This window comes from Synechococcus sp. R55.4, from assembly GCF_047461935.1.
In the GTDB taxonomy this organism is placed as follows: domain Bacteria; phylum Cyanobacteriota; class Cyanobacteriia; order Thermostichales; family Thermostichaceae; genus Thermostichus.
On sequence record NZ_JANSIF010000007.1, the window covers coordinates 42,823 to 64,636 of the forward strand.

General features: G+C 58.8%; 20 protein-coding genes, 1 tRNA gene and 2 pseudogenes. 8 read left to right on the forward strand and 15 right to left on the reverse strand.

The window, feature by feature from the left end; translation table 11 throughout:
- Positions 1 to 25: 25 nt before the first annotated feature.
- The 3 genes from ftsY to NW842_RS02985 all read right to left on the reverse strand — a co-directional run bounded on the left by ftsY (position 26) and on the right by NW842_RS02985 (position 2,854).
- The gene (ftsY, locus tag NW842_RS02975) at positions 26 to 1,522 is read right to left on the reverse strand and encodes a signal recognition particle-docking protein FtsY (protein WP_414356173.1); all 1,497 of its coding nucleotides are present in this window, start codon (positions 1,520 to 1,522) and stop codon (positions 26 to 28) included.
- A gap of 112 nt (positions 1,523 to 1,634) precedes the next feature.
- A complete protein-coding gene (locus NW842_RS02980) occupies positions 1,635 to 2,462 on the reverse strand; it encodes a DUF2993 domain-containing protein (RefSeq protein WP_414356175.1) in 828 nt (275 codons plus the stop codon).
- A gap of 68 nt (positions 2,463 to 2,530) precedes the next feature.
- Complete coding sequence (locus NW842_RS02985) at positions 2,531 to 2,854, reverse strand: hypothetical protein (RefSeq protein ID WP_414375057.1); 324 nt, start codon at positions 2,852 to 2,854, stop codon at positions 2,531 to 2,533.
- Between the two features lie 380 nt (positions 2,855 to 3,234).
- Here NW842_RS02985 and NW842_RS02990 point away from each other — a divergent pair, with 380 nt between their 5' ends.
- Positions 3,235 to 3,600, forward strand: coding sequence for a hypothetical protein (locus NW842_RS02990; protein ID WP_041436106.1), 366 nt, complete (start codon positions 3,235 to 3,237; stop codon positions 3,598 to 3,600).
- Between the two features lie 119 nt (positions 3,601 to 3,719).
- On the opposite strand, the gene NW842_RS02995 is transcribed toward NW842_RS02990, so the two are convergent.
- Complete coding sequence (locus tag NW842_RS02995) at positions 3,720 to 4,673, reverse strand: M48 family metallopeptidase (protein WP_011431982.1); 954 nt, start codon at positions 4,671 to 4,673, stop codon at positions 3,720 to 3,722.
- A gap of 172 nt (positions 4,674 to 4,845) precedes the next feature.
- On the opposite strand from NW842_RS02995, the gene minC reads away from it, so the two are divergent.
- The 4 genes from minC (at position 4,846) to NW842_RS03015 (ending at position 9,508) form a co-directional block, all read left to right on the forward strand.
- Positions 4,846 to 5,580 carry a septum site-determining protein MinC gene (minC, locus tag NW842_RS03000; RefSeq protein ID WP_414356177.1) on the forward strand — a complete coding sequence of 245 codons (735 nt, stop codon included), beginning with the start codon at positions 4,846 to 4,848 and terminating at the stop codon, positions 5,578 to 5,580.
- Positions 5,577 to 6,383, forward strand: a complete 807-nt coding sequence (minD, locus tag NW842_RS03005; protein ID WP_414375059.1) for a septum site-determining protein MinD — start codon at positions 5,577 to 5,579, stop codon at positions 6,381 to 6,383. The genes minC and minD overlap by 4 nt, the downstream gene beginning before the upstream one ends.
- Before the next feature lie 98 nt (positions 6,384 to 6,481).
- Positions 6,482 to 6,784, forward strand: coding sequence for a cell division topological specificity factor MinE (gene minE / locus NW842_RS03010; protein WP_414356181.1), 303 nt, complete (start codon positions 6,482 to 6,484; stop codon positions 6,782 to 6,784).
- Between the two features lie 375 nt (positions 6,785 to 7,159).
- Entirely contained in the window at positions 7,160 to 9,508 is a 2,349-nt protein-coding gene (locus tag NW842_RS03015) for a cation:proton antiporter (protein ID WP_414417435.1), read from the forward strand.
- Here the strand turns inward: NW842_RS03015 and NW842_RS03020 are convergent.
- The 5 genes from NW842_RS03020 to NW842_RS03040 form a co-directional block, all read right to left on the reverse strand.
- The gene (locus NW842_RS03020) at positions 9,486 to 9,854 is read right to left on the reverse strand and encodes a gamma-glutamylcyclotransferase (protein ID WP_414329655.1); all 369 of its coding nucleotides are present in this window, start codon (positions 9,852 to 9,854) and stop codon (positions 9,486 to 9,488) included. The genes NW842_RS03015 and NW842_RS03020 overlap by 23 nt on opposite strands.
- Before the next feature lie 42 nt (positions 9,855 to 9,896).
- The gene (gene plsY, locus NW842_RS03025; protein WP_414417436.1) at positions 9,897 to 10,508 is read right to left on the reverse strand and encodes a glycerol-3-phosphate 1-O-acyltransferase PlsY; all 612 of its coding nucleotides are present in this window, start codon (positions 10,506 to 10,508) and stop codon (positions 9,897 to 9,899) included.
- A 202-nt stretch (positions 10,509 to 10,710) separates the two neighbouring features.
- Positions 10,711 to 12,639, reverse strand: a complete 1,929-nt coding sequence (gene gyrB / locus NW842_RS03030; RefSeq protein ID WP_414417437.1) for a DNA topoisomerase (ATP-hydrolyzing) subunit B — start codon at positions 12,637 to 12,639, stop codon at positions 10,711 to 10,713.
- Positions 12,640 to 12,840: 201 nt separating this feature from the next.
- Complete coding sequence (gene rimM / locus NW842_RS03035) at positions 12,841 to 13,380, reverse strand: ribosome maturation factor RimM (RefSeq protein WP_414375060.1); 540 nt, start codon at positions 13,378 to 13,380, stop codon at positions 12,841 to 12,843.
- Between the two features lie 11 nt (positions 13,381 to 13,391).
- The gene (locus NW842_RS03040; protein ID WP_414356189.1) at positions 13,392 to 14,357 is read right to left on the reverse strand and encodes an SPFH domain-containing protein; all 966 of its coding nucleotides are present in this window, start codon (positions 14,355 to 14,357) and stop codon (positions 13,392 to 13,394) included.
- 217 nt (positions 14,358 to 14,574) lie between these two features.
- Between NW842_RS03040 and NW842_RS03045 the strand changes: the two genes are divergently transcribed.
- From NW842_RS03045 to leuC, 3 genes are all read left to right on the forward strand, one after another.
- Positions 14,575 to 15,606 carry an NAD(P)/FAD-dependent oxidoreductase gene (locus NW842_RS03045; protein ID WP_414356191.1) on the forward strand — a complete coding sequence of 344 codons (1,032 nt, stop codon included), beginning with the start codon at positions 14,575 to 14,577 and terminating at the stop codon, positions 15,604 to 15,606.
- A 63-nt stretch (positions 15,607 to 15,669) separates the two neighbouring features.
- The gene (locus tag NW842_RS03050) at positions 15,670 to 16,770 is read left to right on the forward strand and encodes a polysaccharide deacetylase family protein (RefSeq protein ID WP_414417438.1); all 1,101 of its coding nucleotides are present in this window, start codon (positions 15,670 to 15,672) and stop codon (positions 16,768 to 16,770) included.
- A gap of 189 nt (positions 16,771 to 16,959) precedes the next feature.
- Positions 16,960 to 18,363 (forward strand): 3-isopropylmalate dehydratase large subunit, encoded by a 1,404-nt coding sequence (gene leuC, locus NW842_RS03055; protein WP_414417439.1) that lies wholly within the window; start codon positions 16,960 to 16,962, stop codon positions 18,361 to 18,363.
- An 18-nt stretch (positions 18,364 to 18,381) separates the two neighbouring features.
- Here the strand turns inward: leuC and NW842_RS03060 are convergent.
- The 6 genes and pseudogenes from NW842_RS03060 to NW842_RS03085 form a co-directional block, all read right to left on the reverse strand.
- Positions 18,382 to 18,455, reverse strand: a tRNA-Met gene (locus NW842_RS03060).
- 13 nt (positions 18,456 to 18,468) lie between these two features.
- A pseudogene (locus NW842_RS03065) lies at positions 18,469 to 18,621 on the reverse strand (hypothetical protein); the annotation flags it as partial.
- Between the two features lie 32 nt (positions 18,622 to 18,653).
- Positions 18,654 to 19,871 carry an RNA-guided endonuclease InsQ/TnpB family protein gene (locus NW842_RS03070; RefSeq protein ID WP_414417440.1) on the reverse strand — a complete coding sequence of 406 codons (1,218 nt, stop codon included), beginning with the start codon at positions 19,869 to 19,871 and terminating at the stop codon, positions 18,654 to 18,656.
- 70 nt (positions 19,872 to 19,941) lie between these two features.
- The gene (locus NW842_RS03075) at positions 19,942 to 20,439 is read right to left on the reverse strand and encodes a hypothetical protein (RefSeq protein WP_414417452.1); all 498 of its coding nucleotides are present in this window, start codon (positions 20,437 to 20,439) and stop codon (positions 19,942 to 19,944) included.
- A 44-nt stretch (positions 20,440 to 20,483) separates the two neighbouring features.
- Positions 20,484 to 20,543: pseudogene (locus NW842_RS03080) on the reverse strand (hypothetical protein); the annotation flags it as partial.
- Between the two features lie 88 nt (positions 20,544 to 20,631).
- Positions 20,632 to 21,783, reverse strand: a complete 1,152-nt coding sequence (locus tag NW842_RS03085; protein ID WP_414417441.1) for a serine hydrolase domain-containing protein — start codon at positions 21,781 to 21,783, stop codon at positions 20,632 to 20,634.
- Positions 21,784 to 21,814 lie beyond the last annotated feature (31 nt).

Below are 21,814 nucleotides of genomic sequence, written 5' to 3' on the forward strand. Positions count from 1 at the left end.
TGGCCCTTCTCAGAGAGGGGGTGCCTCAATACTCGCTTAGAAGAGCTTCCACAAACTCGTAGCTGGAAAAAGGCCGCAGATCTTCTAGCCCCTCTCCGGCGCCGATAAAGCGGATGGGTAGGTTCATCTGCTGCGTAATGGCCAGGGCAATCCCCCCCTTGGCGGTGCTATCCAGCTTGGTCAGGATCACGCCGCTCAACTTGGCAGCCTCGGCAAATACCTCGGCTTGGCGCAACCCGTTTTGCCCTTGGGTGGCATCCAGCACCAGAAGGCTTTCTACCTTGGCTTCGGGAGCTTTTTTATCGACGATGCGGCGGATCTTGGCCAGCTCGTCCATCAGGTTTTTCTTGTTTTGCAGACGGCCTGCCGTGTCCACCAACAGCAGCTCTGTGCCCCTGGCCTTGGCGGCTGTGATGGCGTCAAAGACCACTGCTGCCGGATCGGCATTGGGAGAGGGATTGGCGATCACCTCTACCCCTGCTCGCTCTGCCCAAACCTTGAGCTGCTCCACAGCAGCAGCCCGAAACGTATCAGCAGCAGCAATCAGACAGCGGTACCCAGACTCGCGGGCAACATGGGCAATTTTGCCAATGGTGGTGGTCTTGCCCGCCCCATTCACCCCGACAATCAACCAAATGTTGAGCGTGTCCCGTTGCGGCGCAAAGGTGGGATCCCCCACCGTCAACATCTGCCGCATCTGCTGCTTGAGGTATTTGACGGCCTCCTCTGGGGGCACCACCTCCTCTCGCATACGCTTTTGTAGGGCTTGGATGATCCGCTCGGTGGCGTCGATCCCCACATCGGCCTGCAGCAACAGGGCCTCAATTTCTTCCACAGCCTTCTGATCCAGGGGGCCGCGGCCTACCAGCGCTTTCAACTGGTTGATCAGGTTAAGGCGAGTTTTGCCCAAGCCTCGCCGCAGCTTTTGCAGCCAGGAGATTTCCTCAACGGAGATCTCTTCCGGTTTGCGCCCTTGGGCCGCCAGGATCTCGGCTGACCAGCGGAAGCCCTCATCGAAGACCAGCTCTTCCGGCCCAGTCTCTGGAGAAGGAGCAACCGCTGCAGTCGCCGCCTCGGGTTTGGGCTCGTCCACAGCGCTGGCTTGCAGGGCTTGGAGACGCTCAGCAGCGCGGGGAGCCAGATCGAAAAATGAGAGAGCTGCCGCCGACTGCCCAGAGGGCGATTCTGGAGAAATGGGTTCTTCTGTTGAAATGGGGGGCTGGGCAGGTTCGCGGGGTTCTGCTTGCGCAAGCGGGACGGATTCCTCAGTCGAGGCCGGTGGCTGTGGCTGGACGGATTCTGCAGGGATCCCTTCCGCTGGCGCAGGTGGGACAGAGTCCTGGGTTGCCGGTGGGGCTTGGGCAGCAGCACGGGCCTTCAGGTTGGCATAGGCGGCTTTGGCGAAGGCCAAATAGTCTTCCGGGGAGATCTCCGCCGGTTCCGGGGCCGGTGGCGAAGGCTCTGCTTCACCAGAAGAGTCGGTAGAGTCGGTATAGCGGCGGCGAAACCAATCGAAGGCCATAATCCCATCTCCAGCCTGGCTGCTCTTTATCCAGTTTGACAGAGCAGCCCCTTTTCTAGAGCGCAGCCTCAAGAAGCTCATCCACGCTCAACAGGGATCCCCGACCTTCGCGTTAGCGGGACAAAGTCCTTTCCAGCGTCTCCACCCGCACAAACCCAATCACCTGCAATTGGTCAGGCTCTATCTCCAGGCTGAGCACCCGCACCAGAATCCCGCTCTCTTCCAGCTCTTGCAGGTCAAACACCTCATTGAGCCCGCCCAAAAACGCTGCTGAGATCTCATCAGGAACCCGTACAGAACCGATCACAAACTCCGGATTCTCCAGCTTTAGGCTGCGCCCTTCCTCCATGCGGATCCCAGCGTTGAACACCACCTCCACTGCTCGCGTTGGCTGGACGGAGTCCTTCTGCTCGGTACCGCCGTCTTCCTCCACCAAAAGGGCAGAGAGCTGAATGCGGTTGGGATCCAAAAACTCGACGCGGGGCTGACGCAGATCGAAACGGCGAGCTTCCCTTCCCGCTCCCCCAAAAGGCAGATCGGCCCGGAGATCCTGAAACTGGCGGAGCACCTCTGGCATGTTGAGGGCAGCATTCAAGTCCTCTTCTCGCACCACCACCCGCACCGCAGCTTGCAGAGGTCGCGTCAGGCGCAAGGGAGCCCCCTGGAAAAAAGAGGGGTCAATTGCCACCGGATCGGTTTCCAGCTCCAGAAGCTCGATGCGGGGAAAGGGCGCTCGATAGAGCCCGCGACCGGCGATCAGCAGGCGATCCGCTTGGCCATTCAGCAGCCGGTAATTGGGCTGGCTTTGGATGCGCACCTCCAAAACCTCTGCCCGATCCAACTGATCCAACAGAAGCTGCCGCGCCGTCTGATCCGCCAGATAGCCCGCTCCTCCTCCCAAGCCCGCCAACAGCCCCAAGAGAACTGCCAGGATCTCCATGATCACTAACCGGATGTGCCCCAACCCAGGTTAGCAAGGGGATCCCTGGCCCACCTTGGGGATCCGGGCTAGCGCATCACCTTGAGGGGGCTGGCCTCAATGGGGCGATTGCCCATAAAGGTTTTGGCAATTTTCAGGCCATCAGCCATTATCGGGCGATTGAGCGTGGGATCATGGATGAATTTGGCCCCAGAGGCAACCGTTGGGCGTCCCTCGCCCCAGGTGTCCACGACTTTGAGAGTTGCAGCAGTAACTGGACGTCCGTCGGCATAGTAATCCACCACTTTCAGGGTCGAAGCCCCGACCGGACGATGATCAATCCCAATTTCGCTGAACTTGACAGGGCTGGGAAACACCGGTGGGCCGGATTTCTCCTCCAGCAGTACCGGCATCTGAGCAGCCCCAGAGGCTCCATCAGCAGGCAGGGGAGCCAGGTTTAGAGCATTACCCGTTTGCGTTGGCGGAAGAGCGTCCTTTCCCACAGAAGAAGCTTCTTGCTCTGGAAGCGTGCTGGAACGACCATTTGGAACGGCCATAAGAATCTCCTGAGTTGATAGAGGTGATGAACAAAACAGGACGGGAAAGGGCAGCAAGCTAGATCCAGTGGAGCGCTGCGGAAGAGGCATACCGTTGGCAAGGCTAAAGGTCGGCCTCCCCCAGTTCAAATGGGCCCAAATCTAAAGATATTCTAAACCAACTCTTCACTTCAGCCACTCCCTGGCAAAACCCAAAACGGACGGTACACTAAAGCTGGAGTGAGCTAGCAAGGTCTATGGCAGGGATCCCCTATTCCTATTGGCGCTGGGCAAGGTGGGCTACACCGGCTCTGTGGGCGTTGCTGCTTTTGTCTGCTCCTGCGGCTTGGGCTTCTGCCCCGGATGCGCCCCCATTTGACTTGGGTGTCGTCCGCTCCCGTTCTTTGCCGTGGAGACATCCTCTCCTTGTTCCCGAGCAGAAGGATCCCATCCCAGCCACTCGCGTTAGCGGGACGGAGTCCTGGGTTGAGGTCGAGGTGACAGAGCATCCCTTTCTGGAGTTCACCCTTGAAGAAAGCAACGCAGCTATTGCCCTATTCGGCTGTGATTGCCCGGCCCACCTCAACCAGTTGCGGAGACTGCGTGGCCTGCCTTTGCTGTGAAGCATAGCTCCACCAGTAGCCATCCCCGACCAAGAAACACAGGAAGTCATCAAGGCCAAAGATTGGGAGCGAGAGCCATTTCAGCCGGCCTTGGGCAGAAGGGATCCCTCTGTGCCGAGTTAGGGCAGGACAGGGAGTAGCGGCAGGATCTCAATCTCGGTGCGTTGGGTTTGTTCGGGGGATCCGGAGGGCCAAATGGAGCCGCCGGAGCCGTGGAGTGGAACGGTCTGACCGGCTGGGCTGACCATGCCGTGCTGAATGATGAGCTGGTTGAGGCGGGCAATGCGCTCCGAGACGGGGGGATGGGTGCGCAGGAACTCTGGCACAGATCCGCGGGATTGCAACTTGGCCAAAAATTGCGGCATGCCCTGCGGGTCAAACCCGGCGCGATAGGCTGCCCCCAGACCTTTTTCATCGGCGATAAACTCGTTTTCACGGCTCTGCGGGCGCCGTACTCCCAATTCCAGGGCCAGAGCGGCCAGGGTACTGTCGTTGAGCCCCAACAATTGAGCCCCAAACTGGGCAGTGGCAGCCTGCTGCAGTTGTTGCAGGCCGTGGCGTTCGCCGATGTGGGCCACCTCGTGGGCCAGCACGGCGGCAATCTGGTCGTCGTTGTCGGCGGCTGCGAGGGCACCAGTGGTGATGTAGACAAAGCCTCCCAGTGTGGCAAAGGCGTTGATGTCGGGATCTTCCACCACTTGAAAGGTGTAGGGCAGATGGGGCCGTTCGCTGTGGGCGGCCACCCGTTGGCCAATGCGGTTCACCCGCTCGACCCAGTAGGGATCCGAACTGAGGCGAAGTTGTCCCCGCGCTTTCAGTTGTCGATCGATCTGGCGGCCTAAGCTCACCTCTTGGGCATCGTTCAACTGGCTCACCTGCAGCCACTGAAGGCCATGAATCAGCAAACGGCCCAGATCTTGGGCATGGGCAGGGGATCCCATCCCAGATGCCGCAAGAATGCTGAGTAGGGCAATGGCGACCGGTCTCACCGCGCGAGAACTCCACCCCTTGGAGAGGAGAGGATCCTGTCCTGCTGGCGCGAGCAGCCTGAGGGTGTGGCGAGGTTTCAACATCAGGAATTGGCTCCATCAAGTACCCTCAAGTTAGCGATCCCGAAGCAAGATTGTCCTGCCACCCAAGCGAAACCGCTTTGCTATCAAGGGCAACCGCCGAGAGAGTTTCCCCTGGCTTGGGGGAATGGAATAGGATAGGGCTCTATATTCAGGCAGACGTTTAAGGGCGGTCATGACGGGATCCCCTACATGGAACCCTGAAATCTCCCCATCTCCAGACTCCTGGGCCACGGGCAGCGTTTACTTTCGGTCGGATGCACAAGGGATTCATCTGCACTTGCCCAGCACCTTACCTTGGGAAGAGCTTTGGGAAAACCTGGTTTGGCAGTTGCGCAGCCGCAAACCCTACTGGGCCGGGGTCGCTCCCCTCACCCTCTGGAGCCAGCAGCGAGAGCTGGACATGCCCACCCTACAACTTCTTGCTGCCCTATTGTCTCAGCATGGACTGCAACTGTGGCGCGTTCAAACTCGATCCCGCTCGACAGCGATTGCAGCAGCGACGTTGGGGTATTCTGTGGAGCAATCTTCCCTTTTGGAGGCAGTTCACCCTGCTCCCCCAGACACCACACCTCTGTACCTACGTTCGACAGTGCGCTCTGGCATGTCCGTGCGTCACAGAGGATCCGTATTCCTGTTGGGGGATCTCAACCCCGGCGGCGAGATCGTTGCCGGAGGAGATGTTTGGGTTTGGGGACGCTTGCGCGGCTTGGTTCACGCGGGGGCCAACGGCGACAAGGGGGCTGTAATCTTGGCATTGCAGTTGGAGCCCACTCAGTTGCGCATTGCCAATCAGGTGGCCCGTCCGCCAGAAGGCGGATCCCTGCCCAACACCCCTGAAGTGGTTTACCTACAGGAAGATGTCATCTGCATCGCCAGCCTTCAAGATTTTCTGCGGAGAGGAGTATGAGCCGAGTCATCGTCATGACCTCTGGTAAAGGTGGAGTCGGCAAAACCACCGTGACGGCCAACCTGGGCACTGCCTTGGCGCGCTTGGGTCGCTCGGTGGTGGTGGTGGATGCAGACTTTGGCCTGCGCAACCTGGACTTGCTGCTGGGGCTGGAGAATCGGGTGGTGTACACGGCCCTAGAGGTGATTGCCGGGGAGTGCCGCCTCGAGCAGGCTTTGGTGAAAGACAAGCGCACCCCCCATCTCTCGCTGTTGCCGGCAGCCCAAACCCGCAACAAAACGTCGGTGCATCCGGATCAGATGCGCCAGTTGATCGAGAAGCTGGCCAGCAGCCATGACTACGTGCTGATCGATTGTCCGGCAGGGATCGAACAAGGGTTTCGCAATGCCATTGCCGGGGCCAACGAGGCCATCATCATCACCACCCCAGAAGTGGCAGCGGTGCGGGATGCAGATCGCGTGGTGGGCTTGTTGGAAGCCGCCCAGATTTCATCGACTCAGCTCATTGTCAACCGCCTGCGCCCGGACATGGTGGCAGCCGGCCAGATGATGTCGGTGGAAGATGTGGTGGAGGTGCTGGCCATCCCGTTGGTGGGTATTATTCCAGAAGACCGCGAGGTGATCGTCTCCACCAACAAAGGGGAGCCCCTGGTTCTCTCCGCCAATCCAACTCTGGCTGCTCAGGCCATCCAGCGCATTGCCCGACGGCTAGAAGGGGAAGCGGTGGAGTTTCCCAAGCTGGCCAGCTTGAGCGAGTCTTTTTGGGAGCGGGCCAAACGGTTTTTAAACCAAAAGGTGCTCTGACAACTGTTTTGTCGTTTTTCCCCACTTTATCCAGATTGGAATGGCAATTTTGACCTGTTCACAACTTTCACAACTGAGTAACAAGGCCGGCAAAACCTATGCTCCTCGATTTTTTGGATCAGCTTTTTTCTCGGCACTCCGGCAACAGCCGCCATCAAGCCAAGCAACGGTTAAAGCTGATCTTGGCCCATGACCGCGCTGATCTCACCCCAGCGGCACTGGAATCGATGCGCCTAGAGATTTTGGGGGTGGTGTCGCGCTATGTGGAGCTAGATTCAGAGGGGATGCAGTTTCATTTGGCTACGGAAGGGGGAACGACTGCTCTCATTGCCAATCTGCCCATCCGTCGCGTTAAGCCCTTAGAGACGGGTCTCAGCCACCCGGAAGGCGAGAAAGCCTAGAAGGGGAGATTTTTGGCAGCATGTCGATTTGCTTTCAATTCCCAACAGAGCTGCCCAACGCCAGAGTGGTCGTCAAGCCCGCTCTGTGATACGTTGAGGTAAGTCGTGTGTACTGTAGCGAGAAGCAGGCTGAGTGTAGCTTCTGCAACTTCATGGGGCCGACACACATGAGTTAGCTCTGCGTGTTTGGGCTCATGAACTGCTGACGTGATGGGTAGAGCCCCCTTGACGATTGGAGACTTTTCAGCAGTTTGTATTGGCGTTAGCGTTGCGGAGCAACAACGACGTTAACGATGGCAGCGACGAGATTGTTAGCGTTCAGTAGCTGGAAAGGTAAGGGCTCCGTCCCGCTATTGCGTTCGGTTAAGCCTCAATATGCAAGATTCATTTGAGCTGACGATCCTGTTTACGCTAGCCCTGGTGGCTGGGATCGCTGCTCAGGTGCTGGCCAATTTTGTCAAAGTGCCCAGCATTGTATTCCTGCTGCTGTTTGGCCTGTTGCTGGGGCCAGATGGTTTGGGCTGGGTTCATCCCCAAGTCATGGGATCCGGGCTGGAAGCGCTGGTGTCGTTGGCGGTGGCTCTGATCTTGTTTGAGGGGGGACTGAACCTGCGGCTGCAACGTCTCAATCAGGTATCCGATAGCCTGCGCAATTTGGTTTTGTTGGGATCCCTGCTGACCCTAGTGGGGGGAGCGGCAGCAGCTCACTATCTGGGAGAGTTTCCCTGGCGGCTGGCCTTTTTATTTGGATCCCTGGTGGTGGTAACAGGGCCGACGGTGATCAACCCCATCTTGAAGCGGGTACGGGTCGATCCGGCAGTCAGCACGCTCCTGGAGGGAGAAGGGGTGCTGATCGATCCCATCGGGGCCATTCTGGCAGTGGTGGTGCTGCAGGTGGTGCTCTCCGGCCATCCCAGTTTTCTCATGGCCTTGGAACAGTTGTCCAGCCGTCTGGCCATCGGGTCGGCGGTGGGAGCGCTGGGGGGCTGGCTGATGGGATCCTTCCTGCTCTGGTCGCGGCAGTTTTTAACCGAGGAGTTGCGCAACTCGGTGGTGCTGGCAGGGGCGCTGGGGGTGTTTGCCTTGGCCCAGTCGCTGCGATCGGAGGCGGGGCTGATGGCAGTGGTGATGGCGGGCCTGGTGGTGCGGCAGAAGGCGGCCATTGCCGAGCGGGGTGTGCGGCAGTTTCACGGCCAGTTGGTGGTGTTGGCCATCTCGGTGATCTTTATTTTGCTTACCGCCACGCTCTCCCTCAAGGCGGTGTTTGCCCTGGGCTGGGGATCCCTGGCCACAGTGCTGTGTTTGATGCTGGTCATCCGTCCCTTGAGTGTGTGGCTGTGTACCTGGCGCAGCGACCTGAATTGGCGGCAGAAGCTGTTTGTGGCTTGGCTGGCTCCTCGGGGCATTGTGGCGGCTTCGGTGGCCTCCTTGTTTGCCATTCTGCTGACAGAACGGGGCATTACTGGGGGGGATGCCCTCAAGGCGCTGGTGTTTTTGACCATCTCGGTGACGGTGACGGTACAGGGGCTGACCGCGGCTTGGGTGGCCCGTTGGCTGGGTCTGGATCAGGGCAGTTCCACCATAATCATCGGCGATCATCCCCTCACCAACCAATTGGCCCAGTTGATGCGCTCGCTCAACCAGACGGTCGAGGTGATCCCGTTGGTTTCTGGGTCTTCCAAAAATGGGCACGGCAGCTACAAAGCTCCCCACCCAACAGACGGTAAGGACTCCATCCCGCCATCCCGTAAGTCCTCCACATCCCTGTCAGGAACGCCGAAGCGTCGTCCAGCAGATGGCTTGCCCCCACAACTTCATTCCTCTGACGGCAACGGCACCCACAAGTCTGCCCCAAGCCAGGAAGTCGGCAAGCCAGAAGCCATCCCCGGATCCCTGCAGGAAGCTGTACTGAACGAGTCTGCTTTGTTGAAGGCCGATATCGACCATGCGGAAACTCTGTTGATCCTGACTCTGGATCCGCAGGTGAACTGGGCCATTGCCGAGTTGATGGTGAAACTCTCGGTTTCGGCCACCATCTGGACGGTGTTGCTGCCGGATATGCCCATCTCAGAAGGGATCCGCACCTTGCAGCCTTCCTTCCCCCAACTGCAGCGCTGGGCCGGCTATCTGGAGGCCAACCGGGCTGAGCTGCGCTCGATCACCCTACCCACGTTGGCAGACCTGGGCCTGCCTCTCCCTTTATCGCTACGTGACGCTTCTGCGAATGCGGCCTCAACCCTGCCGGAGGCAGTGCGGAGCAATAGAGCTGATGTCTTGACGGCTCAAGAGTCGTTCCCGACAGCGGTGCGGAGCGCTTTTTCAGCACCAGCGCTGCCCAATCCCTTCCTGGCCCAGATGGGACTGGAGGATCCCACCCTTGAACGGCTGCGGGATCAGTTTGCCTATCGAATCAAAGCCGATCTATGCCTGCCCTTGTTGTTGGTGCGCCCGCAGCGGCTGAGGAGCGGCTCATCTCGACCGGGTCGGCTCTTCTACCTGCCTGAGCCAGACATTTGGCGACGCGGGGATCGCATCTACTACCTGGAGCGCGTTTCCAGCCCTGTGGATGCCGGTGCTCTCTCCGCCAAAGAGTCTGATTCCCAAGAATGGGATCCGTCGGCAGCCGTTCGCGTTCGCGACAGCGGTGCGGAGCACAACAGTGGGATAGAGTCTTTGGTGCTGCCCCAGTATGTTGAGGGCGTCAAGCTCCACTTTGATCTCTAGCCAGCCAGCGGCCACTGGGGATGAGGGAACACCCCTGCACCTGCTCAGGCCGACCCAGATAAACCCAAGCAAAGGTGCCGCTATCCAGTTGCACCCACTGCCGTTCGTACACCCGCGGGTGGTCTTCCAGCTCGTCCAATCGGGGCAATAGACTCAAGGGGATGCGGTAGCACTCGCCGTAGAGCCGGTTTCGGCCACGAACTGCCATCGGGTAGGGGCCGAGACTGTAAAGATCAATGTGGTTGAGGCTGTCTGTCCCCAAAAATTCTGCCCCCTGCAGCAAGCTGTGGTATTGGCCGCCCCGCAGCAGGGATCCGTAGACAAAAACCACTGTGGTCGGTTGCATAGCGTTGCGGAGTAATACAGCTGCTTCACAGTGCCTTGAAAATTAGGGAGATTGCGTCCATTTTTGGCCAATGCGCGGCTCCGACCCGGCCAGTAGGCGCTCGATGTTGCGCCGATGAGCACCGATCACATACACCCCGCCCGCCAACGCAAACAACAAATAGGGCAAAGGTTGAGCTGTTGCCCACATCACCACCGGAGCCGCCACTGCCGCCAGCAGGGAGCTGAAGGAAACGATGCGGGTGAGGGCGAGCCCCAGCAGCCAGACGCCGAAAGTTGTCAGGGCTACTGGCCAAGCCATAGCCAACAAGATCCCCAGGCTGGTGGCCACCGATTTGCCCCCCCTGAAGCCCAGCCAGCAGGAACGGCTATGGCCGATCACCGCGAACAATGCCGCCAAAACCACCCACCACGCGGATCCCAAGGCCGATCCCAGAGCCACTGCTGCTGCCCCCTTGGCAGCATCCACCAGCAACACCAGCAGGGCGGGCCCCTTGCCCAACGTCCGCAACACATTGGTTGCTCCGGTAGAGCCGGATCCCTGTTGGCGAATATCGATGCCTCCCCACCAACGACCTACCCAGTAGCCGGTTGGAATGGATCCCAGGAGATAGCCCCCCAGCGCAGCGAGAAGAGCCGTAAGCAATGCAGGCATAGCAGGATCTGGAACGCTCTTCCCTCACTTTGCCACAGGGTCTGGGCTGCAACTGGGATCTTGCCCCGTCCGGGAGCTTTTGGCTGCTCGCGGCCTCGTCTGCAACACCGTTACGTTCGCGCCAGCGGTGCGGAGCACTTTCCCCCTGCCGTGGGCCCCGAAGAGGCGGGACAGAGTTCTCTCCACCCAATATCGAGAGTCGCTAAATATCGAGAGCCGCCAGATCCAAATGGGCACTGTGGGCCTCAATAAACTCCCGTCGGGGACCAACGGCATCTCCCATCAAGATGGTGAAAATGCGATCCGCCTCCACCGCATCTTCGATGGTGATTTGTTTGAGGGTGCGCGTTGCCGGGTTCATGGTGGTCTCCCAAAGTTGTTCGGGCATCATTTCCCCCAGACCCTTGAACCGTTGGATGGTGTACTTGGTGTTGGCAGGCAGCCCCCGCAGGATCTGGTCTTTCTCGGCGTCGCTGTAGCAGTAGCGAACATTGTTGCGACCCCACTCGATTTTGTAGAGCGGCGGACAGGCGATATAGACATAGCCCTGTTCCAGAAGCGCCTTTTGATAGCGGTAGAAAAAGGTCAGCAACAGGGTGCGAATGTGGCTGCCGTCCACGTCAGCATCGGTCATGAGGATGATGCGGTGGTAGCGCAGTTGGCTGGGATCAAATTCATCGCCTTTAACTCCCAAACCCAGCGCTGTAATCATCGCCTGAATTTCGGCGTTTTTGTAGATCTTGGCGGGATCCGCCTTTTCAATGTTGAGGATCTTGCCGCGCAGGGGCAACACCGCCTGAAACTGCCGATCCCGACCCTGTTTGGCGCTGCCGCCTGCAGAGTCGCCTTCCACCAAATACACCTCAGATTCCGCCGGGTCGCGGCAACTGCAATCGGCCAACTTCCCCGGCAGCGTGGAAGATTCCAGGGCAGATTTGCGCCGCACCAATTCCCTGGCCCGCCGGGCTGCCTCGGCAGCATTGAAGGACTGGATGGCCTTATCGACGATCCCCCTGGCCACGTTGGGGTTGAATTCCAAGTACTCCGTGAGCGCCTCGGAGACGAGGGTTTGCACAATGCCCCGCACCTCGGTGTTGCCCAACTTGGTTTTGGTTTGCCCCTCAAACTCGGGGTTGGGCACCTTGACCGAGACGATGGCCGTCAACCCCTCGCGCACATTTTCTCCGGCCAGGTTGCTGTCGGAGTCTTTCAGCTTGTTGAGCTTGCGGGCTTGACTGTTGATGGTGAGGGTAAGAGAGGTTTTCAAGCCCTCCAGGTGGGTACCCCCTTCGTTGGTGCGGATGTTGTTGGCAAAGCCGATCAAATTGTCGGTGTACACATCCGAGCACCACTGCAGCGCCACTTCCACCTCCACACCATCCCGCTCCCCTTGGATGTAGATGATGTCGGAGTGGATGGGCGTTTTTTCGTGGTTGATAAAGGCTACATATTCCCTGATGCCGCCTGCATATTGATAGGTTTCGCAGTGGGGCGGATCCCGCCGCAGATCGCTAAAGGTAATTTTCAAGCCGGCATTGAGGTAGGCCAATTCGCGAAAGCGGGCCGCCAGCAGGGCATAGTCGAACTCTCGCTCGGGAAAGATCAGCCCATCCGGCTTGAAGCGCACCTCTGTACCCCGTCGATTGGATCCCTTGGGCTGGGGTTCGGATTTCAGGGATCCCACCACCGCCCCGCGCTCGAACCGTTGAAAGTAAACCTTGCCCTCTCGCCAAACCGTCACCTCCACCCATTCGGAGAGGGCATTCACCACCGATACGCCCACGCCGTGCAGCCCGCCGGAGACCTTGTAGCCGCCACCGCCAAACTTGCCCCCCGCATGCAACACCGTCAGCACCGTAACCAGGGCCGACTGACCGGTTTTGGGGTGGATGTCCACCGGAATGCCACGGCCATTGTCCAAGACGGCTACCGAGCCGTCGGGATGCAGGCTGATCTGAATATCGTCGCAATAGCCGGCCAGGGCCTCATCAACGGAGTTGTCCACCACCTCGTACACCAAATGGTGCAACCCCTTCGGCCCGGTGGAGCCAATATACATGCCAGGGCGTTTGCGCACAGCCTCCAAGCCTTCCAAAACTTGGATCTGCTCTGCACCGTAGTTTTCCGTCATTCCCAACTCCAATTCCGAAGAAGGCTCCCGGCCAAGATCAACAGAAACCCAGAAAAATTGACCTTAAAGGCCTAGGATGAGCTTAGCATCAAAAAACTGCCCCTATAATAGCACAAAAGGCTAGAACGGCCACACAGGCGCTTCTGAGGGCCAAGTTCAGGATGGGATGCAGGTACGGAAGTCAGGCCGTCTTGTCGAACTCTAACCCAGAAAGCTCTCCACCAGCCCAGGCGGCGGCTGCACGTGCAGTGCGCCTTTTTCCAAATCCACGACGGGCACCAGGGCTTTCACAAAGGGGATCAACACCTGCCGGTGATCAGGGGTTGTTATCTCCAGCACATCCTGGCCGGCTGCCAAAATCCCCGAAACCTGTCCCAGCAGCTCCCCCTGGCGATAGACGGTCAAGCCGATGAGATCGCGGTAGTGGTACTCTTCCGGCTGCAGGGGCAAGCGGTGGGAAGCCGGCACCAGCAGCCTAGCTCCTACCCAAGTCTCAGCCGCCGTTCGATCGGGGATCCCTTCCAGTCGCACCAAATAAAGACCCTTAGCCGGGAAAAACTGCCCCTCAATCAGGGAATGCAGCAGGGGCTCGGGATCCGTATCCCGCTGCAGCCAGCGCGGTCCGGGCTCTGTGAGGCGTTCTGGGAAATCCGACCAGCACCTAACCCGCAGCCAGCCCCGCAAGCCGTGGGCCGCCACCACCTGTCCCACCAGCAGCCAAGCCGGATCCTGGGCCATCATGGTCAGTCAACTCAGTCGAGCCGGGGAAAGTCCACTTCGGTTGGGAAAGCGGTCGGGGTGCGCAGCTTCTGAGAGGTCACTGTGCGAGAACCTTCCCCACCCTTAGCCACGTCCACCATGGAGAGCAGCCCTTGCAGGGTGCCAGGGATCGAATTGGGATCCATGAAGATCACCTTCGCGCTGGGACTGCTGCCCACCTTGAGGCCCATGTCAATATAATTTTGCGCCATCAGGTATTGCAGCGCATTGGCTGCCTCTGGGTTCTCCTGCAGCGTGGCGGCAATGGTTTTGATGGCTTCAGCCGTGCCTTCAGCCAGCAGCAGCCGCTCTCGCTTCTCCGCTTCTGCTCGCAATAGCTGTGCCTTGGCGGCCCCCGCAGCCTGGTTGATGCTGGCCTGCTGCTCCCCTTCTGATTTCAGAATAGCGGCCCGCTTTTCCCGCTCGGCAGCCATTTGTTTTTCCATCGAGTCTTGCACGGTTTTGGAGGGTTGAATGTCCCTGACTTCCACGCGGGTGATCTTGATCCCCCAGGGATCTGTGGCCTCGTCCAGCTCTGTCAAAAGGCGAGCGTTGATCTCGGCGCGGGAGGAAAAGGTTTGATCCAAATCCATACGGCCAATTTCTGCCCGCAGAGCCGTCAGCACCAGGTTAATCAAAGCCCGCTGCACGTCCTCGACCGCATAGCGGGCCTTGATCATGTCGGTGATGCGCCAGTAGACCACCGCATCGGCCATCAAAGAGACGTTGTCGCTGGTGATGCACTGCTGAGGAGGCACATCCAACACCTTCTCGCGGATGGTTTCCCGGAACACAATCCTATCGATGGGGGGAAGAATAAAGTGCAATCCTGGGGTCAACTTGCGGTGAAACCTGCCTAAACGCTCTACCAGTGCCTCATATCCCTGGCTGATGATTTTGACCGAGTTGAACAGGTAGCCGATAAAGATCAGGGCAATGGCCGCTAAGATACCTGGCATAGGGCTTTCCTCCTGATGGGGAGTTCAGTCCCCATTCTAGACGGTTGCTAGACGGTTGTTGGGACTGCTCCCTTCACTTGGATCACGCCTCAACAGAAATGTGGTGGACTCAGCAGGATAAGCAGTCCTCGGAACATATAGAGTTTCTTAAGATTTTTCAGGCCGCAGCCAACGACCTGAGATCACCCGGCAAAAAGCTCGTGAGGGGATCCCGTCCATGAAACTGAGCAGCAGGAATCTAGAAGTTGCTTTGAACAAAATCTATGACGTGATCGTGGCCGGAGGAGGAGCAGGGGGACTATCGGCGGCAATCTATCTGGCCCGTTACGGACTGAGTTGCCTGGTGGTGGAGAAGGGCAGAGGCCGATCTTTTTGGATGCAGGATTTGCGCAATTATCTGGGCTTGCCCCCGACCACTCCAGGGCGAGAGCTGTTGCGCCAGGGAACAGAGCATGCCCTCAGCTTGGGGGTAGATTACCTGCGCGGTTTTGTGGAAGATGCCACCGATGAGGGAGACCTTTTTGCAGTCAAGGTCAAGGTGGGAAAAATGAACAGCCTCTACCCCGTTTTTCGGAGCAAATATTTGATCGCGGCAACCGGCATTATGGATTACTTGCCCCAGTTGTCGGATATGCAGAATGTTTACGACTACGCGGGCTATTCACTGCATGTCTGTATGATCTGCGATGGCTACGAAATGCGGGATCAGAAGGCGGTGTTGATCGTCAATTCAGAAGATCGGATCAATACAGCTTTTGTCCTCAACTGGTTTACACCCTATATCTCGGTGTTGACCCACGGCCTCTGCTCGGTCGGCCCCGACATGCGCAAAAAACTAGCGGATCATGGCTACCCACTCTACGAAACTCCCATTCGTCGTTTTTGGGGAGAAAACCATCAATTGCAGGGTGTGGAGCTGGAAGATGGCACCTACATCGAAGCGACCACCGGCTTGGTGGCGATGGGAGCCAAATACCACAATGCTTATTTGAAAGGGATCCCCGGCTTGAAATGGCAAGGGGAAAACCTGCTAACCGACGAGTGGTGTCGCACTGCTCATCCGCGGCTGTTTGCACTGGGCGATTTGAAGCAGGGCCTGAACCAAGTGTCGATTGCGGTTGCCGATGGCACCCTAGCTGCCACAGCCATTTGGCGGGACATCCGACGGGCCTCGCCTGCACGTAAATGGGAAGAGCGCCTGCTCTCGCCACCTGGGATCCCAGGGCCTTCCGGATCCTCACTAAATTGATGGGCTCTATCGAGCTTGGGTGGCTTCTGTCCTATGATTGGTTGCGAAGGATTAAGCCATTCCATGCACTCTCTGAAAGCGTTGAAAGCGTTGATATTTTGCCTAGCCTTCCTACTGGTTGGACTGATCTACTACTGCACGGTAGGGGCCCAGCCTCTTTTTGAGCTGAACCTGACGGCCACCTCGGAATACAACCTCATTCTCCCCATCGAAAGCATTCGGGTGGTGCGCGGTGCCAATCCCCAAGATTTGCTCATTTATCTATCAGCTCCTTCGGCAGCCTGGATCCATCAAGAAGAGGTGAACGGGCACTATTTGATTGACATCCCCTACGGAGTCATTACCCGTACAACAACCGTCGAGATTGCCTCGGATCTGCCCTATCGGCTGAGCTGGGGCAACCAAAATGAGCAGACGGGGCGACTGTTGATTACCCCTGCTCCCCCTCGTGTGGAGGTGTTTCTGCAGCATAGCTGGATCCCGGATCCCGACTTTCTCGATCCGGCGGAAAACAGCCAACCTTTGCAACTGCCCTTGGAAGAAATGCTGGGGCCTTTACTGGAGGTGCCGCCTCGTTCTGCCTTTCTGACCATTGACGATGGCCCCTGGCCTCAGTCTACCCCCCGACTTTTACAGGTTTTGGATGATCTTCAGATCCCGGCCACTTTCTTTGTTATTGGCACCCACGTTTCCCGATTTCCAGAATTGGCTCAATCGATTCAGGCCCATCACCACACCCTAGCCAATCACACTTTTACCCACGATTATCAACGTCTCTACGGAAGCAATGAGCTGTTTTATGCTGAGGTGGATCAGACAACCCAACTGCTCAAAGCGTTGAACTTGGATCCCCAACTGGTTGTTCGCCCACCGGGAGGTTTTCGCCTAGATTCTGCTTTGCGCCATTCTCTAGAGCAGGCAGGGTATCGCGTTCTTTACTGGAACATGAGCGCAGAAGATGCCTACGCCGGCCAAAGTGCAGCCCAACTTTTGGAGCGCATTCGAGCCCAGTTGCCGGCGATCCAAGCTTCCGAGCGGCCCCTGGTTTTGCTGCTGCACGATCGCTGGCCCCACACTGCAGAGGCCCTGCCGGATATCGTCGCCGCCATTGAAGGGGCGGGCTATCGCTTTTTGCCTTGGCCGGCCATCAGGGATCCCGTTTGAAGGGCTGGCAACAGGTTTTCTGGCTTGAGGACTCCGACCCGCCTTTGCCGGCTGGGGATGTTCAAAGAAGGGCTGCATCTCGCTCAGCTCAGCAGCGTTGCCCAGAGATAACGGAGGCCTGTGCCTTGACAAGCTTTTCCCCAAGTAGCACATTGAAAGTTTACAGGACTTGGCTGCGGGCCGAGGAAGATGAGCGAGAGGACATTATTCGATAAGGTGTGGGATGCCCATACGGTGCGGATTTTGCCCTCTGGGCAGACGCAGTTGTTCATCGGCCTGCACCTAATTCACGAGGTGACCAGCCCGCAGGCTTTTGCCATGCTGCGGGAGCGCCATCTGCCGGTTCTGTTTCCCGAGCGGACGGTGGCCACAGTGGATCACATCATTCCCACCGACAACCGGGCACGGCCTTTTGCGGATCCCTTAGCGGAGGAGATGATCCAGGAACTGGAGCGCAATTGTCGGCAATACGGCATCCGTTTCTACAACAGTGGCTCCGGTCGGCAGGGGATCGTGCATGTGATTGCCCCGGAGCAGGGGTTAACTCTGCCGGGGATGACCATTGCCTGTGGGGACAGCCACACCTCTACCCACGGGGCCTTTGGGGCCATTGCTTTTGGGATCGGCACCAGCCAGGTGCGAGACGTATTGGCCACCCAAACTTTGGCTTTGTCCAAGCTCAAGGTGCGCCGCATTGAGATCCACGGCAAGTTGGGGCCGGGAGTTTACGCTAAGGATGTAATTCTGCACATCATCCGCAAGCTGGGGGTCAAAGGCGGGGTGGGCTACGCCTACGAGTATGGGGGCAGCGCCATTGAAGCCATGAGCATGGAAGAGCGCATGACCCTCTGCAACATGTCCATCGAGGGAGGGGCCCGCTGCGGCTACGTCAACCCCGATGGGGTGACCTTTGAGTATTTGCGGGGGCGAGAGTTTGCCCCCCAGGGATCGGATTGGGAAGAGGCGGTAGCCTGGTGGAAAAGTCTGGCCAGCGACGGCGATGCCCGCTACGACGATGTGGTGGTCTTCCAGGCCGCAGACATTGCGCCGACGGTTACTTGGGGGATCACCCCCGGCCAAGGGATTGGGGTGGATGAGCGGATCCCTGCCCCAGAAGATCTGCCGGAAAGCGAGCGGGAACTGGCCAAAGAGGCCTATGCCTACATGGACTTGCAGCCGGGGGATCCCATCGTGGGGACACCGGTGGATGTCTGTTTTATCGGCAGTTGCACCAATGGCCGCTTGAGCGACCTGCGGGAGGCAGCCAAGATTGCTAAGGGGCGACGGGTGGCCCCAGGGGTGAAGGCGTTTGTGGTGCCCGGCTCAGAACGGGTAAAGCAGGAGGCAGAACAGGAGGGCCTGCGGGAGATCTTCGAGGCGGCGGGGTTTGAGTGGCGGGATCCCGGTTGCTCCATGTGTTTGGCGATGAACCCGGATCGGTTGGTGGGGCGCCAGATCAGCGCCTCTTCTTCCAACCGCAACTTCAAGGGCCGCCAGGGATCCCCCAGCGGGCGCACCCTGCTCATGAGCCCGGCCATGGTGGCAGCAGCGGCAGTCAGCGGCAAGGTGGTGGATGTGCGGACACTGCTTTAACCAACCGTCTCTCAGGCATAGCGGGGACTGGATTTGAACCAGTGACCTTCGGGTTATGAGCCCGACGAGCTACCAGGCTGCTCTACCCCGCGGCGCTTTTCTAGCCTAGCTTGTCCTCCGGCTAACCGGCAAGCCTACAACTTGGGTTTCGCCGGGCATTCTCTTCGGGGATCCCCGTCGCACCTGGATGAGCTGGGCGGTGATGCTGATGGCAATCTCGGCGGGGGTTTCGGCGTGGATCTCCAGGCCAATGGGGGCAAAGAGCCGAGTAAACTACCCGGCTCCGACCGCTAAGCGGTACGGAGCGGGCTTTCAGTAGCCCTGAGCCTGCTCTGCCCTACCAGAGAACAAAACAGGCCCGAACCTCTAGGCTGGTTTACGGCAGCCCCCAAGAGCGCAATCACATTCGCACCATTCAAATCCGCATCCCCTTCCCATCCACAGTGCCCACACTTGAACGACTTACCACTGCGGTAGGATTGCGCAGGATCGGGATGGATGTGTAAACACTTGTGACAGGTCTGCGACGTGTAAGCAGGCGGCACAAGAACCAGAGAAACCCCTGCAACCCTCGCCTTGTATTCCAGAAACTGGCGTAGTTGGTAGAACGCCCAACTGTTGGCCCTGCGCCGCTCGGCTTTGCTGCGGGGTTGTTGGTTGATGCGCTCCCGGATCCCTGTCAGGTCTTCCAAAGCAATAGCGCTGTTTGTGACCTTTGCCCTAGAGACAATAGCTTTGGAGATGCGATGATTGACCCACGTTTGAAAGCGCCTCTCCTTGCCAGACAGCCGTTGCAACAGTTCTCTGCATCTGCGCCGCGAACTGCGTGTGCCCTTACTGGCTTTGCGTTGAAGTACCGCCCTCAGCTTGGAGTAGTGGTCGCGGACTCGGTTCAACTGCTGTCCATTCCAGTTATCCCCCTCTGACGTATGAGCAATATCCGTCCTTCCCAAATCCACCCCCAGCACTCTATCCGTGCCTTGCGGTGGGCACGGTTCCGTTTCCACACAGATTTGAATGGAGTAGGAACCGTCTTTGCGCTTGACCAGAGTGGCAGATTTGGGATTGGAGCCTGCCAACTGTTCTCTCTGGTAGCGGCCAATCGCCAGCTCAAAGCGCTCTCGACCCTCCACCGTGGTCAGCGACACCGTCCAGTCTTTCTCGCGAAACGAAAAGATACGGGCATCGTAGGTCGCAAAGCCTCTCTTGAACGCTTTGACCGGACGGTTTTTCTGTTGGGCAACTTTACGGGCACCGGCCAGCCGTCTGCAGACCTGCTGATCGCGTAAGCGGGACGTAGTCCTTGCCAAGTTACTGGATAAGCCGAACCGAGCGCGAATCTGGTAATAGCAAAGGGACTGGAGTTTGACTGCGTTGACTACTTTTTCTGGTGTGTTTTGGTTGACCCAGTTCAACGCCTGCACAAAGGCATCCATTGTCGCGTCCAATTTGGCGGCTTGCGACTGGGACACCTTGAGCTTGCAGGAGACGGTCAGGACTTGGGTCATGGTTCTATCATAACTTCCGCATTCCTCCCGACACTGACCCTACGGGTACAGTGCGGGGCTCCTGCGATTTCTAGCTGAAGGCGGTCTCCGGGATCCCTTCCTGGGCCAGGGACAGGCCGCAGTGGCCCGCTCCGACGATCAGCAGGGTGGGGGAAGGGAGGAGGGGCTCGACCCAGGATCCCGCGAGGAGCTGTGGGCGGGATGGCAGGGAGGCAAAGTGCTCCACATTGCTGTCGCCAAGCCTGAGGTAGGGGAACCCCTGGGGATCGAGGGGAGTGATCAGCCAAGCCCTTTGCCCTTGGGTCAGAGCCTGGAGGATCTGGGCCACCAACGTTTGGGCAGGGGATCCCTGCCATCGCTGTAGCCAAATGTGCATCCGTCCCCCGCAAACGCCCAGGGGAGGGCTGTTGAGATCGAGGGAAACCGGCATCCCAGCCGGCCAGGACTCCGTCTTGCCGAAGTGCTCCGCGCTGCTCTCGCCATCGCCAACGGGAACAGCGGTCTGCAAAAGGGTTTGCGCTCGGGCAATGACTTCCGCTTCGGCAGCTCCACCGCCAATGGTGCCCAACAGGTGCCATCAGATCCCACAGCCAGTCTTGCCCCCGCCTGGTGAGGCACAGATCCCTGGGTGCGGACCACCGTGGCCACCACCAGCGGCCCGCGGGAGAGCATGTCTGCCAACTGTCGGTAAAAGGTCTCGTCCACCTCAGCCTCGGTTATGCCTACGGCACCCTAGCGGGAACGGTCAGGGACTCAATGATCAAGAAAGCCCCTCTAGGATGGCCTGATGGAAGGCAACCCGGAAAGCCTGGAACCCGTTCTCCTGCCGACCGTGGTAGACGGCGTTGGTGAGCAGCGTCACCACCAGCTCCCGCTCTGGATCGATCCACAGAGAGGTTCCGGTGAAGCCGGTGTGGCCGAAGGCGCTGGGGCTGAACGGGGAGCTGCTGGCCAAGGGATCCGGAGAGCGCAAGGCAAACCCCAAACCCCGGCGCTCGTGACAGCAGTGCGCATCACCTTGCCGAGGCAACTGCTCGCGGGTCATTTCCCTCACCGTTTGGGGCTGCAGCAGGGATCCCGTCAAAAAACTCTCTCCGAAAGCGGCTACTTCCTCTGCCGTGGCGAATAGTCCGGCATGGCCGGCGATCCCGCCCAGGCGGGCGGCATTTTCGTCGTGAACCTGCCCCTGTAGGCGGCGCTTTCGCCAAGGACACAGCTCGGTGGGGGCACAAGAGCCAGAGACAGAGGATGGGTCAAAGGGATCCCCTGGATAAAACTGAGTTTGGCTCAGGCCCAGAGGCTGCAAGATCCGGGCGTACAAGATCTGATCCAGACGGGTTCCGCTCAGACGTTCCAAAGCCAGCCCCAGCAGGATCAATCCAAGATCGCTGTAGACTGTGCGGGATCCCGGCCTGTAGGCCAAAAAGGTGTGCAGGGCCATGTGCCGGGCCGATTCGGCATCGGGCTGTCGAAACAGGGGCCGCCAGGCGGGCAAACCGGCGGTGTGGGCCAGCAACTGTCGCACCGTCACCTGTTCTGTTGCAACAAGCTGGCCTAAGGATTCCGGTTCCACAGCAATCCATTTCCCCGGCTGCAGAGGATCTTCATAGGGGGCAATGGGGCGGGATCCCTGAAACTCCGGCAACAGGAGACTCACCGGTTGATCCAACAGCAACGCTCCGGCTTCCACCAGGGCCATGCAGGCGGTGGCGGTGTAGAGCTTGGTCAGCGAGGCCAGGTCAAAACGGGTGGCCGAGGTTGTTGGTTGGCGCCGGGTCTCAGGGTCGAGATAACCTGCCGCCCTTGAGTAAATACACCTTCCCTTGTGGCGGATGGCCACTTGGGCAGCGGGGAAAAGGTGCGGAATGGCAGAGTTGAGCAGCCCCTCCAGCAAGGCTGGATCCCAACCCATCTGCTTCTCCTCCTGGCTTGGGGATCCCCAG

What these genes read in the sequence shown, in the direction of transcription:
- ftsY (WP_414356173.1), bottom strand. Translation starts at nt 1,522, where the DNA reads ATGGCCTTCGATTGGTTTCGCCGCCGCTATACCGACTCTACCGACTCT.
- NW842_RS02980 (WP_414356175.1), bottom strand. Translation starts at nt 2,462, where the DNA reads ATGGAGATCCTGGCAGTTCTCTTGGGGCTGTTGGCGGGCTTGGGAGGA.
- NW842_RS02985 (WP_414375057.1), bottom strand. Translation starts at nt 2,854, where the DNA reads ATGCCGGTACTGCTGGAGGAGAAATCCGGCCCACCGGTGTTTCCCAGC.
- NW842_RS02990 (WP_041436106.1), top strand. Translation starts at nt 3,235, where the DNA reads ATGGCAGGGATCCCCTATTCCTATTGGCGCTGGGCAAGGTGGGCTACA.
- NW842_RS02995 (WP_011431982.1), bottom strand. Translation starts at nt 4,673, where the DNA reads ATGTTGAAACCTCGCCACACCCTCAGGCTGCTCGCGCCAGCAGGACAG.
- minC (WP_414356177.1), top strand. Translation starts at nt 4,846, where the DNA reads ATGACGGGATCCCCTACATGGAACCCTGAAATCTCCCCATCTCCAGAC.
- minD (WP_414375059.1), top strand. Translation starts at nt 5,577, where the DNA reads ATGAGCCGAGTCATCGTCATGACCTCTGGTAAAGGTGGAGTCGGCAAA.
- minE (WP_414356181.1), top strand. Translation starts at nt 6,482, where the DNA reads ATGCTCCTCGATTTTTTGGATCAGCTTTTTTCTCGGCACTCCGGCAAC.
- NW842_RS03015 (WP_414417435.1), top strand. Translation starts at nt 7,160, where the DNA reads ATGCAAGATTCATTTGAGCTGACGATCCTGTTTACGCTAGCCCTGGTG.
- NW842_RS03020 (WP_414329655.1), bottom strand. Translation starts at nt 9,854, where the DNA reads ATGCAACCGACCACAGTGGTTTTTGTCTACGGATCCCTGCTGCGGGGC.
- plsY (WP_414417436.1), bottom strand. Translation starts at nt 10,508, where the DNA reads ATGCCTGCATTGCTTACGGCTCTTCTCGCTGCGCTGGGGGGCTATCTC.
- gyrB (WP_414417437.1), bottom strand. Translation starts at nt 12,639, where the DNA reads ATGACGGAAAACTACGGTGCAGAGCAGATCCAAGTTTTGGAAGGCTTG.
- rimM (WP_414375060.1), bottom strand. Translation starts at nt 13,380, where the DNA reads ATGATGGCCCAGGATCCGGCTTGGCTGCTGGTGGGACAGGTGGTGGCG.
- NW842_RS03040 (WP_414356189.1), bottom strand. Translation starts at nt 14,357, where the DNA reads ATGCCAGGTATCTTAGCGGCCATTGCCCTGATCTTTATCGGCTACCTG.
- NW842_RS03045 (WP_414356191.1), top strand. Translation starts at nt 14,575, where the DNA reads ATGAAACTGAGCAGCAGGAATCTAGAAGTTGCTTTGAACAAAATCTAT.
- NW842_RS03050 (WP_414417438.1), top strand. Translation starts at nt 15,670, where the DNA reads ATGCACTCTCTGAAAGCGTTGAAAGCGTTGATATTTTGCCTAGCCTTC.
- leuC (WP_414417439.1), top strand. Translation starts at nt 16,960, where the DNA reads ATGAGCGAGAGGACATTATTCGATAAGGTGTGGGATGCCCATACGGTG.
- NW842_RS03070 (WP_414417440.1), bottom strand. Translation starts at nt 19,871, where the DNA reads ATGACCCAAGTCCTGACCGTCTCCTGCAAGCTCAAGGTGTCCCAGTCG.
- NW842_RS03085 (WP_414417441.1), bottom strand. Translation starts at nt 21,783, where the DNA reads ATGGGTTGGGATCCAGCCTTGCTGGAGGGGCTGCTCAACTCTGCCATT.